General features: G+C 60.8%; 12 protein-coding genes. 6 read left to right on the top strand and 6 right to left on the bottom strand.

The genetic code is table 11. From position 1 onward, the window contains the following. Nucleotides 1–21: 21 nt before the first annotated feature. The 3 genes from mreD to mreB all read right to left on the bottom strand — a co-directional run bounded on the left by mreD (nucleotide 22) and on the right by mreB (nucleotide 2,779). Nucleotides 22–510 (bottom strand): rod shape-determining protein MreD, encoded by a 489-nt coding sequence (gene mreD, locus CEC48_RS04895; RefSeq protein ID WP_010170623.1) that lies wholly within the window; start codon nucleotides 508–510, stop codon nucleotides 22–24. Beyond that, on the bottom strand, nucleotides 510–1,601 hold the full coding sequence (gene mreC / locus CEC48_RS04890; protein WP_088422723.1) for a rod shape-determining protein MreC: 1,092 nt from the start codon (nucleotides 1,599–1,601) through the stop codon (nucleotides 510–512). Before mreC ends, mreD begins: the two co-directional genes overlap by 1 nt. 140 nt (nucleotides 1,602–1,741) lie before the next feature. After that, a complete protein-coding gene (gene mreB / locus CEC48_RS04885; RefSeq protein WP_002555108.1) occupies nucleotides 1,742–2,779 on the bottom strand; it encodes a rod shape-determining protein MreB in 1,038 nt (345 codons plus the stop codon). Nucleotides 2,780–2,989: 210 nt separating this feature from the next. Between mreB and gatC the strand changes: the two genes are divergently transcribed. The 6 genes from gatC to CEC48_RS04855 all read left to right on the top strand — a co-directional run bounded on the left by gatC (nucleotide 2,990) and on the right by CEC48_RS04855 (nucleotide 8,250). Continuing rightward, a complete protein-coding gene (gatC, locus tag CEC48_RS04880) occupies nucleotides 2,990–3,277 on the top strand; it encodes an Asp-tRNA(Asn)/Glu-tRNA(Gln) amidotransferase subunit GatC (protein WP_032860102.1) in 288 nt (95 codons plus the stop codon). A gap of 16 nt (nucleotides 3,278–3,293) precedes the next feature. Then, entirely contained in the window at nucleotides 3,294–4,745 is a 1,452-nt protein-coding gene (gene gatA, locus CEC48_RS04875) for an Asp-tRNA(Asn)/Glu-tRNA(Gln) amidotransferase subunit GatA (RefSeq protein WP_088422722.1), read from the top strand. 10 nt (nucleotides 4,746–4,755) lie between these two features. Next, a complete protein-coding gene (gene gatB / locus CEC48_RS04870) occupies nucleotides 4,756–6,201 on the top strand; it encodes an Asp-tRNA(Asn)/Glu-tRNA(Gln) amidotransferase subunit GatB (RefSeq protein ID WP_088422721.1) in 1,446 nt (481 codons plus the stop codon). A 194-nt stretch (nucleotides 6,202–6,395) separates the two neighbouring features. Continuing rightward, a complete protein-coding gene (locus tag CEC48_RS04865; RefSeq protein WP_088422720.1) occupies nucleotides 6,396–6,767 on the top strand; it encodes a septal ring lytic transglycosylase RlpA family protein in 372 nt (123 codons plus the stop codon). 59 nt (nucleotides 6,768–6,826) lie between these two features. Further along, a complete protein-coding gene (locus tag CEC48_RS04860) occupies nucleotides 6,827–7,873 on the top strand; it encodes a calcium/sodium antiporter (protein ID WP_088422769.1) in 1,047 nt (348 codons plus the stop codon). Further along, complete coding sequence (locus tag CEC48_RS04855; RefSeq protein WP_088422719.1) at nucleotides 7,870–8,250, top strand: carboxymuconolactone decarboxylase family protein; 381 nt, start codon at nucleotides 7,870–7,872, stop codon at nucleotides 8,248–8,250. The genes CEC48_RS04860 and CEC48_RS04855 overlap by 4 nt, the downstream gene beginning before the upstream one ends. Here the strand turns inward: CEC48_RS04855 and CEC48_RS04850 are convergent. From CEC48_RS04850 to CEC48_RS04840, 3 genes are all read right to left on the bottom strand, one after another. Continuing rightward, nucleotides 8,247–9,188 carry an AEC family transporter gene (locus CEC48_RS04850; RefSeq protein ID WP_088422718.1) on the bottom strand — a complete coding sequence of 314 codons (942 nt, stop codon included), beginning with the start codon at nucleotides 9,186–9,188 and terminating at the stop codon, nucleotides 8,247–8,249. The genes CEC48_RS04855 and CEC48_RS04850 overlap by 4 nt on opposite strands. 175 nt (nucleotides 9,189–9,363) lie before the next feature. Further along, nucleotides 9,364–10,917 (bottom strand): galactarate dehydratase, encoded by a 1,554-nt coding sequence (gene garD / locus CEC48_RS04845; protein ID WP_088422717.1) that lies wholly within the window; start codon nucleotides 10,915–10,917, stop codon nucleotides 9,364–9,366. A 13-nt stretch (nucleotides 10,918–10,930) separates the two neighbouring features. Continuing rightward, on the bottom strand, nucleotides 10,931–12,295 hold the full coding sequence (locus CEC48_RS04840) for an MFS transporter (RefSeq protein WP_088422716.1): 1,365 nt from the start codon (nucleotides 12,293–12,295) through the stop codon (nucleotides 10,931–10,933). Nucleotides 12,296–12,311: the final 16 nt, after the last annotated feature.

Below are 12,311 nucleotides of genomic sequence, written 5' to 3'. Positions count from 1 at the left end.
AGGCAGAGCCTCGCGATCCATTCAATTGATTTTATAGCGACGGCGTAATCCACGCAGGCCAAAACTGATCCAGGGCCACAACAGCGCGCTGACCAGCGCGGGCAATACCAGCGCCAGGGTCGGTTGGCGGTTGCCGGTCAAGGCACTGAGCCATAGCTGCACCAACTGCGCCAGGCCGAAGATCACCAGTATCACCAGGCACTGCTGCCACATCGGGAACATGCGCAAACGCTGCTGCAACGACAACACCAGGAAGGTAATCAGGGTCAGGATCAGCGCGTTCTGGCCGAGCAAGGTGCCGTAGAGCACATCCTCCATCAGCCCGAGACACATGGCCGTGACCATCCCGACCTTGTGCGGCAGCGCCAAGGCCCAGAATGCCAGCAGCAAGGCGAGCCACAGCGGACGCAAAATTTCCATGAATTGCGGCAACGGCGAAACACTGAGCAGCAAGCCGATGGCGAAGGTCAGCCAGACGATCCAGCCGTTACGCGAATGAGTACCGGCCATTATTCTTCCCTCTGCCGAGTGGTTGCCGGGGCCGCAGCCGGTGGTTTGGCAGCGGCAGGTGTTGCAGCCGCAGGCTTGGCCGGACGCGCGCTATGGGCCACGGGTTTGGCCGGTGTCGCGACAGGTGCGGCTGGCGTTGCAGGCACGGCTACCGGGGCGGCGGGCGCCACTGGCTTTGGCACAGTCGCTGGAATGATCGGTGTAGTGCCGTTTCGTTTGTCTTCCGCTTCCTGGGCCTGGGCGGCTTCGTTGGCGCGCTCTTCCGGGGTGCGGTTGTCGCTGAACACCAGCAACAGGTAACGGCTGCGGTTCAATGCGGCGGTCGGCACGGCACGCACGATGGCGAAGGGCTGGCCGGAATCGTGGATCACTTCCTTGACCGTCGCTACCGGGTAACCTGCCGGGAAACGCTGACCCAGGCCGGAGCTGACCAGCAGATCGCCTTCCTTGATGTCAGCGGTGTCGGCCACATGACGCAGTTCCAGGCGTTCCGGGTTGCCCGTACCGCTGGCAATCGCCCGCAGGCCATTGCGGTTAACTTGCACCGGAATGCTGTGGGTGGTGTCGGTCAGCAACAGGACGCGGGACGTATAAGGCATCAACTCCACCACCTGGCCCATCAAGCCACGGGCATCGAGCACCGGCTGGCCAAGGACCACGCCGTCGCGCTCACCCTTGTTGATGATGATGCGGTGGGTAAAGGGGTTCGGGTCCATGCCGATCAACTCGGCCACTTCGACCTTCTCGTTGACCAACGCGGAAGAATTGAGCAACTCGCGCAGCCGAACGTTCTGCTCGGTGAGGGCCGCCAGCTTTTGCATGCGCCCCTGCAGCAGCAGGTTTTCGGTCTTGAGTTTTTCGTTCTCGGCCACCAGTTCGGTACGGCTGCCAAATTGGCTGGCCACACCCTGGTAGAGACGCTGCGGCAGGTCGGTGATCCAGTAAGTCTGCATCAGGACCAGCGACATCTGGCTACGCACTGGCTTGAGCAGTGTGAAGCGGGCATCGACCACCATCAGCGCAACCGATAGCACGACCAGTACCAACAGGCGCACGCCCAATGAGGGGCCTTTGGAAAAAAGCGGTTTAATAAGCCGCTCCTCCCAGGCAAATGTTTTCTTTATTCATACGGCATCAAACCGGCCTGGATGCAGATTGAAGAAGATAAACGCCAACAGGCAGCACTGCAAAGTGCTGCCTGCGAGCGAAGCATGGGCCAACCAGCAAAATCTTATTCGCTGGAGAGCAGGTCCATGGTGTGTTTATCCATCATTTCCAGTGCACGGCCACCGCCACGGGCGACGCAGGTCAGCGGGTCTTCAGCGACGATCACTGGCAGGCCGGTTTCCTGGGCCAGCAACTTGTCGAGGTCGCGCAGCAAGGCGCCACCACCGGTCAGTACCAGGCCACGCTCGGCGATATCGGAAGCCAGCTCCGGAGGCGATTGCTCCAGGGCGCTCTTCACAGCCTGAACGATGGTGGCCAGGGACTCTTGCAGAGCTTCCAGCACCTCATTGGAGTTCAGGGTGAAGGCACGTGGAACGCCTTCGGCCAGGTTGCGACCGCGAACATCAACTTCGCGAACTTCGCCACCCGGGTAAGCGGTACCGATTTCCTGCTTGATGCGCTCGGCGGTAGATTCACCGATCAGGCTGCCGTAGTTACGACGCACGTAGGTGATGATCGCTTCGTCGAAGCGGTCGCCGCCAACCCGTACGGATTCGGCATACACCACACCATTGAGGGAGATCAGGGCGATTTCAGTGGTACCACCACCGATATCCACCACCATCGAACCGCGCGCTTCTTCAACCGGCAGGCCGGCACCGATCGCAGCAGCCATTGGCTCTTCGATCAGGAACACTTCACGGGCACCGGCACCAAGGGCCGATTCACGGATGGCACGACGTTCCACCTGGGTGGATTTGCACGGAACGCAGATCAGCACACGAGGGCTGGGCTGCAGGAAGCTGTTTTCGTGAACCTTGTTAATAAAGTACTGCAGCATCTTCTCGCAGACGCTGAAGTCGGCAATCACGCCATCCTTCATCGGACGAATGGCAGCGATGTTGCCCGGTGTTCGGCCAAGCATGCGCTTGGCCTCGGTGCCAACGGCAACGACACTTTTCTGATTACCATGGGTCCGAATGGCCACAACCGATGGCTCATTCAGGACGATACCGCGCTCGCGCACGTAAATAAGGGTGTTGGCAGTGCCCAGGTCGATGGAAAGATCGCTGGAAAACATGCCACGCAGTTTCTTGAACATGGGAAAGGGACCCTAGGCAACGCGTGGGTAAAAAAGTGCGGCAAACTCTAACAACGACAGGGATTTTGGGCAAGGCGCCAATGTGCTAAATTGGCCGACTTTCTGTGCACCAACCCCCACAATCGCGGCCATATGACCGTAGAAATGCGGTAGTGTTCCTACAATCTAACACACGGATAGCTTCCGTTCTGTTTTCCACTGGAGAATCCCATGGCGCTTGAACGCTCCGACGTGGAAAAAATCGCTCATTTGGCCTGCCTGGGCCTCAATGAAGCCGATCTTCCACAGACCACCGCAGCCCTGAACAGCATTCTCGGGCTGGTCGACCAAATGCAAGCCGTGAATACCGACGGCATCGAGCCCTTGGCTCACCCGCTGGAAGCCAGCCAGCGCCTGCGCGCCGACGTCGTGACCGAGCGCAATCATCGCGAGGCTTACCAGTCCATCGCGCCAGCGGTCGAAAACGGCCTGTACCTGGTTCCGAAAGTCATCGACTAAAGGGAAAGAGCCTGCAATGCATCAATTGACTCTGGCCGAGATCGCCCGCGGTCTCGCCGACAAAAAGTTTTCTTCCGAAGAGCTGACCAAAACCCTGCTGGCGCGTATCGCCGAGCTGGACCCCAAGGTCAACAGCTTCATCAGCATCACCGAAGAGCTGGCCCTGAGCCAGGCCAAGGCCGCCGACGCACGTCGCGCCAACGGTGAGAACGGCGCCCTGTTGGGTGCGCCGATTGCCCACAAAGACCTGTTCTGCACCCAGGGCATTCGCACCAGCTGCGGCTCGAAGATGCTCGACAATTTCAAGGCGCCCTACGACGCCACCGTGGTCGCCAAGCTGGCCGCTGCCGGGGCTGTGACCCTGGGCAAGACCAACATGGACGAATTCGCCATGGGCTCGGCCAACGAATCGAGCCACTACGGCCCGGTGAAAAACCCGTGGAACCTTGCGCACGTGCCCGGCGGTTCGTCGGGTGGTTCGGCTGCGGCGGTTGCCGCTCGTCTGTTACCCGCCGCCACGGCCACCGACACCGGCGGTTCGATCCGCCAACCGGCCGCGTTCACCAACCTCACCGGTTTGAAACCGACCTACGGTCGCGTTTCCCGTTGGGGCATGATTGCCTACGCTTCCAGTCTCGACCAAGGCGGCCCTCTGGCACGCACGGCTGAAGACTGCGCAATATTGTTACAAGGCATGGCAGGCTTCGATACGCAGGACTCCACCAGCATCGACGAGCCCGTGCCGGACTACAGCGCCAGCCTGAACACCTCGATCAAAGGCCTGCGCATCGGCGTGCCGAAAGAGTATTTCAGCGCCGGCCTCGACCCGCGCATCGCCGAGCTGGTGCACAACAGCGTCAAGGCGCTGGAAAAGCTCGGCGCCGTGATCAAGGAAATCAGCCTGCCGAACAACCAGCACGCGATTCCTGCCTACTACGTGATCGCTCCTGCCGAGGCTTCCTCCAACCTGTCGCGGTTCGACGGCGTGCGTTTCGGCTACCGCTGCGAAAACCCGAAAGACCTGATCGACCTTTATAAACGCTCCCGTGGCGAAGGTTTCGGCGTGGAAGTACAACGCCGGATCATGGTCGGTGCCTACGCCCTGTCGGCCGGTTACTACGACGCGTACTACCTCAAGGCGCAAAAGATCCGTCGCCTGATCAAGAACGACTTCATGGCGGCCTTTAATGAAGTCGACGTGATCCTCGGCCCAACCACGCCGAACCCGGCCTGGAAGATCGGCGCCAAGACCGGCGACCCGATCGCCGAGTACCTGGAAGACCTGTACACCATCACCGCCAACCTCGCGGGCTTGCCGGGCTTGTCCATGCCTGCAGGTTTCGTCGACGGTTTGCCGGTGGGCGTGCAACTGCTCGCCCCGTATTTCCAGGAAGGCCGCCTGCTCAATGTGGCGCACCAGTACCAGTTGAACACTGACTGGCACACTCGCACCCCTACCGGCTTCTGAGGAGAACACTATGCAATGGGAAGTCGTGATCGGGCTGGAGATTCATACCCAGCTCGCCACCCAATCGAAGATTTTCTCCGGTAGCGCCACCACGTTCGGCTCTGAGCCCAACACCCAGGCCAGCCTGGTAGACCTGGGCATGCCCGGCGTGCTGCCGGTGCTGAACCAGGAAGCGGTGCGCATGGCGGTGATGTTCGGCCTCGCAATTGACGCCGAGATCGGCCAACACAACGTGTTCGCCCGCAAGAACTACTTCTACCCGGACCTGCCCAAGGGCTACCAGATCAGCCAGATGGAATTGCCGATCGTCGGCAAGGGCTACCTGGACATCCCGCTGGAAGACGGCACCATCAAACGTGTCGGCGTAACCCGTGCGCACCTGGAAGAAGATGCCGGCAAAAGCCTGCATGAAGAGTTCAACGGCGCCACCGGCATCGACCTGAACCGCGCCGGCACGCCGTTGCTGGAGATCGTGTCAGAGCCAGACATGCGCAGCGCCAAGGAAGCCGTGGCCTACGTCAAGACGATCCACGCGCTGGTGCGTTACCTCGGGATCTGCGACGGCAACATGGCCGAAGGCTCCCTGCGTTGCGACTGCAACGTGTCGGTGCGGCCAAAAGGCCAGGTCGAGTACGGCACCCGCTGCGAGATCAAGAACGTCAACTCGTTCCGTTTCATCGAGAAGGCGATCAACACCGAAGTGCGTCGCCAGATCGAACTGATCGAAGACGGCGGCAAGGTGATCCAGCAGACCCGCCTGTACGACCCGAACAAAGACGAAACCCGCGCCATGCGCAGCAAGGAGGAGGCCAACGACTACCGTTACTTCCCCGACCCGGACCTGTTGCCGGTGGTCATCGAGGACTCGTTCCTGGCTGACGTGCGCGCCACTCTGCCGGAATTGCCGCCGCAAAAACGCGAGCGTTTCCAGGAGCAGTTCGGGCTTTCGGTGTATGACGCCAGCGTGTTGGCTTCGAGCCGCGAGCAAGCGAACTACTTCGAAAAAGTCGTGAGCATTGCCGGCGACGCCAAACTGGCGGCCAACTGGGTGATGGTTGAGCTGGGCAGCCTGTTGAACAAACAGGGCCTGGAAATCGACGAAGCACCGGTTACCGCCGAGCAATTGGGCGGCATGTTGCTGCGGATCAAGGACAACACCATCTCCGGCAAAATCGCCAAGACCGTGTTTGAAGCCATGGCCGCAGGCGAAGGCAATAGCGATGAGATCATCGAGAAGCGCGGCCTGAAACAAGTCACCGACAGCGGCGCGATTTCAGCGGTGCTCGACGAGATGCTGGCAGCCAATGCCGAGCAGGTTGAACAATACCGTGCGGCCGATGAAGCCAAGCGCGGCAAGATGTTCGGCTTCTTTGTCGGCCAGGCGATGAAAGCCTCCAAAGGCAAGGCCAACCCGCAACAGGTCAACGAACTGCTGAAAAGCAAACTCGAAGGCTGATCGCGGTGAAATGGTCGGAGCAGGATCTCACGTCCAACTCTGGCCCCTTGTGGGAGCGGGCGTGTGTGGGAGCGGGCTTGCTCGCGAAAGCGGTGGATCAGTCAGCCTATTCGTTGCCTGACACACTGTATTCGCGAGCAAGCCCGCCCCCCACCCGAGCCCGCTCCCACATTTGTAATGGGGAAACCTTGAAAATGAAGCGTCTACTCGGCCTCTGGGCCCTGTTCTCTCTGCTCACCGGCTGCGCCAGCGGCCTCATCGACCCCAACGGCTACGACGAAACCGGCACCGCCTCCTACTACGGCGCCAAACACCACGGCAACCGTACTGCCAGTGGTGAACCGTTCAACCAGAATGCCTTGACCGCCGCCCATCGTCGCCTGCCCTTCGGCACGCAGGTGAAGGTCACCAACCTCGACAACAACAAAAGCGTCGTTGTCCGCATCAACGATCGCGGCCCGCACACCCGTGGGCGCCTGATCGACCTTTCACGCAAGGCCGCCGAACAGCTGGGTATGATCAGCAGCGGCACCGCGCGTGTTCGCGTGCAAGCACTCAGCAACTGACAAACGGAGCCCAGGCCATTTTCGGATTAACCGCCCTCTCGCTCTTTAGCGTGATCGAACTGATCAGCGGCCTGCTGCTGCTGATCGTCGGTGCCGAAATTCTGGTGCGAGCCGCCGTGCGCCTGGCTGCGAGCCTGAAGGTGCGGCCGCTGATCATCGGCCTGAGCATCGTCGCCTTCGGCAGCAGTGCGCCGCAGATGGCGATCAGCCTGCAAGCCACCCTGGCGGACAACACCGACATCGCCGTGGGCAGTGTGATCGGCAGCAGTATCTTCAATACCCTCGTAACCCTTGGCCTGTCGGCGCTGATCATTCCGCTGCGGGTCTCGCGGCAACTGGTGCGCCTGGATATTCCGGTGATGATCCTCGCCAGCCTGCTGGTGTTTGTGCTCGCCGCCAATGAAGAGCTGACGCCGGTCGACGGCCTGTTGCTGCTGGTGGCCCTGGTGGCCTACCTCGGCGTGTTGCTCTACCAGACCCGCCACTCCCGCCGCCCCCGCACCCTCGACACCGTGGTGCAAGCGCCTTGGCTGAGCAGCGTGTTGCTGATGATCGGCGGGCTGTTGATCCTCGTCCTGGCCGGGCACCTGTTGCTGGGCGCCGCGGTGGACGTGGCCGAGGACCTTGGGCTGTCGGAACGCATCATCGGCCTGACGCTGATTGGCGTCGGCACTTCCCTGCCCTGCCTGGCCACCTCATTGATCGCCGCGCTGCGCGGCCAACGGGAAATTGCCGTGGGCAACGTGATCGGCAGCAACCTGTTCAACCTGCTCGGGGTGCTGGGTTTTACCGCCCTGGTAGCGCCATCACCGTTGTCGGTGTCGCCCAATGCCCTGGATTTTGACCTGCCGGTGATGCTCGGCGTAATCGCGTTGTGCCTGCCGGTGTTTTATTCGGGCTACCGCGTCACTCGGGCCGAAGGCCTGGTGTTCCTGGGCCTGTACCTGGTGTATGGGCTGCATGTGGTGTCGTTCACCTTCGGCATGCCGCTGGCTAACAAGCTCGAACATTTGATGCTGTATTACGTCCTGCCAGTGCTGGTGGCTTTCCTGTTATTCACCTCGCTGCAAGCCTGGCGCCGCCAACACAAGAGGGAATCGCAATGACCGAACAGAAAAAGCCCGGCGTTGAAATGCGCCGCCAGGTAATGGGTGATGTGTTTGTCGATCGGGCGCTGGGCAATGCCACCGAGTTCAGCCAGCCGCTGCAGGACTTCGTCAATGAGCATGCCTGGGGCAGCGTGTGGAATCGTGAAGGGTTGCCGCTGAAAACCCGCAGCCTGATCACCCTCGCCGCCTTGACCGCCCTCAAATGCCCGCAGGAACTCAAGGGCCACGTACGCGGCGCGCTGAACAATGGTTGCACCGTGGAAGAGATTCGTGAGGCGCTGCTGCATTGTGCGGTGTATGCCGGTGTGCCGGCGGCGATTGATGCGTTCCGTGCTGCTCAGGAAGTGATCGACAGCTACCAGAAAGACGTTTAAATCCAGCCGCCCGCCTGCAACACGAAGATCCCGATATTCGTGGTCACCGCCGCCATCAAGGTGGTAATCACGATAATCGCGGCCGCCAGCTCATGATTGCCCTCCGCCGCCCGCGCCATCACAAAACTGGCCGCCGCCGTGGGTGCGCCGAAGTACAGGAACAGAATCCCCAACTCCGGCCCACGAAACCCCAACAGCCACGCACCCAGGGTGGCGAGCACCGGCAGCCAGATCATCTTCATCAGGCTGGCACTCAGGGCCATGTCCCCGCTTTTACGCAGTGCCGCCAACGACAACGTGCCGCCGATACAGATCAACGCCAAAGGCAACGTCATGTCCGCCAGGTAACGCCCAGAGGATTCCAGCCAGCCGGGCAGGCCAAGCTGGAAATACGCAAAGGGCGCCGCCACGATCACACTGATGATCAACGGGTTGGCCAGCACGCTCTTGAAGATGCTCCACGGGTCGGACTTGATCACCGGGCTGTATACCGCCAGCACAATGGTCGACAGGGTGTTGTAGAACAGGATCACCAGCGCCGCGAGCACCGCCCCGAGGGAAATCCCGTAGTCGCCGTACATGCTGGCCGCCAGGGCCAGGCCGATCACGCCGTTGTTACCACGAAACGCACCTTGAGCGTAAATGCCGCGGTCTTCACGCGGGCAACGAAAGATCGCCCAGCCCCAGGCCAGGGCAAAGCTCAGCAGTGTGGCAACGGCGAAGTAGATCAGCAGGCCGGGCTTGAGGGCTGAATGCAGGTCGGCATGGAGAATCCCGAGGAACAGCAACGCCGGCATGGTGACGTTGAACACCAGGGACGAGGCGGTGTGGATAAAGTTGTCGTTGATCCAGTTGATGCGCTTGAGCAGGACGCCCAGGAACAGCATGGCAAACACCGGCGCGGTGATGTTCAGGGTTTGTAGGAAGATTGCCAGCATGCCGGGGAGAACCTTGGGTGGGCGTCGGTAGGTGGCTAATGATAAGCCAGCATGAGCGGCTTCGTCTGGACTACCGCTTTCGCGAGCAAGCCCGCTCTCACATTCGACCGAGTTCCACCTTTGGAATGCGGTCGAATGTGGGAGCGGGCTTGCTCGCGAAGCAGGCGACTCGGTCTTAAGTAATCGGTGCCGGGTTGAACAACGTAATGTCGTTATGCAGCTTGTGCTGCTCCGCCCACGTCTGCTTCTTGCCGCTGGCCACATCCAGATAGAAGTGGAACAACTCCCAACCCAGCTCCTCGATCGTCGCCCGCCCGGTGGCAATTCGCCCGGCGTCGATATCAATCAGGTCCGGCCAACGCTGTGCCAGCTCGGTGCGTGTCGAAACCTTCACCACCGGCGCCATCGCCAGCCCATACGGCGTACCACGCCCGGTGGTGAACACATGCAGGTTCATCCCCGCCGCCAACTGCAACGTACCGCACACAAAATCACTGGCCGGCGTGGCGCAAAAAATCAGGCCTTTGCGATTAAACCGCTCGCCCGGGCCAAGCACGCCATTGATGGCACTGCTGCCCGACTTGACGATCGAACCCAACGACTTCTCGACAATATTCGACAACCCGCCCTTCTTGTTGCCCGGCGTGGTGTTGGCGCTGCGATCCGCCTCGCCCTTGGCCAGGTAGCGGTCGTACCAGTCCATTTCCCGCACCAGCTCGCGGGCCACGTCCTGGTTCTCTGCGCGGGATGTCAGCAGGTAGATGGCATCGCGCACTTCGGTCACTTCGGAAAACATCACCGTCGCACCCGCTCGCAGTAGCAAATCCGAGGCATAACCCAGCGCCGGGTTGGCGGTGATGCCGGAGAAGGCATCACTGCCGCCACATTGCATCCCCAGGATCAACTCCGACGCCGGTACAGTTTCCCGCCGACGCAGGTCGAGTTTCTTCAGGCGGGTTTCGGCCAGCTCCATGATCTGTTCGATCATTTCGGTAAAGCCGTGGCTGGAATCCTGCAACCGATACAGCCACGGCTCACTCAAATCAACCGAGCTGTCGTTTTCATGCATCACCTGCCCGGCCTGCAATTTCTCGCAACCGAGGCTGATCACCAGGGCTTCACCGCCCAGGTTCGGGTTACGCGCCAGGTTGCGCACGGTGCGGATCGGGATGTAGGCGTCGGTGGCAGTAATCGCCACGCCACAGCCGTAGCTGTGGGTCAGCGCCACCACGTCATCGACGTTCGGGTACTTGGGCAACAACTCGTCCTTGATGCGCTTCACCGCATGGTCCAACACGCCGGTGACGCACTGCACCGTGGTGGTGATGCCGAGAATGTTGCGCGTGCCGACGGTGCCGTCGGCATTGCGATAACCCTCGAAGGTAAAACCTTCCAGCGGCGCCTGGGCCTCGGGCACCTCGGTGGACAGCGGCAAGCTGTCCAGCGGCGGCGCGGTGGGCATGCGCAGTTGATCTTCCTGGACCCAACTGCCGCGAGGAATCGGGCGCAAGGCGTAACCGATGGTCTGGCCGTAGCGAATGATCCGACCGCCTTCGGGGATATCTTCCAGGGTCACCTTGTGGCTTTGGGGAATGAAATCCACCGTCACCAGGCCGTCGGGAAACTCGGTCCCCGCCGGTACGCCCTGGTCGTTGACCACAATCACCACGTTATCCAGCGCGTGCAAACGGATGGAGCGTGGCGAATCGGCATGTTCAATCAACTGCATGACGCGAGCCCCTTCAGGAATGCGCTTGGGAAAGTTTAGTCAGTTCTGGGCCGTTGGCCGGCGGCTCTTTAAGTACCACACGCTTGATCGGGCCGACGATTACCAGGTAGCTGAACACCGCCAGCAACGCGTTGGCACCGACGAACACCAGCGCCCATTTGAAGGAGCCGGTGGTGCTGATGATGTAGCCAATCACAATCGGGGTGCTGATGGACGCCAGGTTGCCGAACATATTGAACAAACCGCCACTCAAGCCAGCGATTTGTTTCGGCGAGGTGTCGGACACCACCGCCCAACCCAGTGCGCCAACGCCTTTACCGAAGAAGGCCAGGGCCATGAAGCCCACCACCATCCATTCGATGTCCACGTAGTTGCACGCGACGATGCTGCTGGAAATCAGCAAGCCACCAATGATCGGCGCCTTGCGGGCGAAGGTCAGGGAATGGCCTTTGCGCAGCAGGTAGTCGGAAATCACCCCGCCCAACACGCCACCGATAAACCCGCAGATCGCCGGCAACGAGGCGATGAAGCCAGCCTTGAGGATGGTCATGCCGCGCTCTTGAACCAGGTACACCGGGAACCAGGTCAGGAAGAAATAGGTGATGCCGTTAATGCAGTACTGGCCCAGGTACACGCCGAGCATCATGCGATTGGTCAGCAACTGACGGATGTAATCCCACTTCGGGCCGTCGGTTTTCTTGCCTTTGCCCTTGTCCTGGTCCATGTCGACCATGGCGCCGTTGGCAGCGATGTGCTCGAACTCGGCCTCGTTGATCATCGGGTGCTGGCGCGGGCTGTGGATAACTTTCAGCCAGATCAGCGAGAACACGATGCCGATGCCGCCCATCACCACAAACACGTGCTGCCAGCCGAAGCTGTAGACGATCCAGCCCATCAGCGGCGCGAACAACACGGTAGCGAAGTATTGCGCCGAGTTGAAGATCGCCGAGGCAGTGCCGCGTTCAGCCGTAGGAAACCATGCCGCCACGATGCGGGCATTTCCGGGGAAGGATGGCGCTTCAGCCAGGCCCACCAGGAATCGCAACATGAACAGCGCAACGATGGCGGTGGAGACACCGAACTCACCGACGTAGCCTTGCAGCACGGTGAACAGTGACCAGGTGAAGATGCTCAGGGCGTAGACTTTTTTCGAACCGAAACGGTCCAGCAGCCAGCCGCCGGGGATTTGCCCGGCCACGTAGGCCCAACCGAATGCGGAGAAGATATAGCCGAGGGTGACGGCGTCAATGCCGAGGTCTTTTTGCAGGCTTGAGCCGGCAATGGCGATGGTGGCACGGTCGGCGTAGTTGATCGTGGTCACCAGAAACAGCATGAGCAGAATCAAATAGCGGACGTGAGTCGGCTTGGTCGCTTGCATGAAAATGTACTCCCAC

The organism is Pseudomonas sp. K2I15 (assembly GCF_002204795.1).
In the GTDB taxonomy this organism is placed as follows: Bacteria; Pseudomonadota; Gammaproteobacteria; order Pseudomonadales; family Pseudomonadaceae; genus Aquipseudomonas.
Note: the sequence above shows the minus strand (reverse complement) of the source record. Positions and strands in the feature narration are given on the sequence as shown.

Coding starts and splice junctions, on each gene's coding strand:
- CEC48_RS04840 (WP_088422716.1), bottom strand. CDS start 12,295: ATGCAAGCGACCAAGCCGACTCACGTCCGCTATTTGATTCTGCTCATG.
- garD (WP_088422717.1), bottom strand. CDS start 10,917: ATGCAGTTGATTGAACATGCCGATTCGCCACGCTCCATCCGTTTGCAC.
- CEC48_RS04850 (WP_088422718.1), bottom strand. CDS start 9,188: ATGCTGGCAATCTTCCTACAAACCCTGAACATCACCGCGCCGGTGTTT.
- gatB (WP_088422721.1), top strand. CDS start 4,756: ATGCAATGGGAAGTCGTGATCGGGCTGGAGATTCATACCCAGCTCGCC.
- gatA (WP_088422722.1), top strand. CDS start 3,294: ATGCATCAATTGACTCTGGCCGAGATCGCCCGCGGTCTCGCCGACAAA.
- mreB (WP_002555108.1), bottom strand. CDS start 2,779: ATGTTCAAGAAACTGCGTGGCATGTTTTCCAGCGATCTTTCCATCGAC.
- gatC (WP_032860102.1), top strand. CDS start 2,990: ATGGCGCTTGAACGCTCCGACGTGGAAAAAATCGCTCATTTGGCCTGC.
- CEC48_RS04865 (WP_088422720.1), top strand. CDS start 6,396: ATGAAGCGTCTACTCGGCCTCTGGGCCCTGTTCTCTCTGCTCACCGGC.
- CEC48_RS04855 (WP_088422719.1), top strand. CDS start 7,870: ATGACCGAACAGAAAAAGCCCGGCGTTGAAATGCGCCGCCAGGTAATG.
- mreD (WP_010170623.1), bottom strand. CDS start 510: ATGGCCGGTACTCATTCGCGTAACGGCTGGATCGTCTGGCTGACCTTC.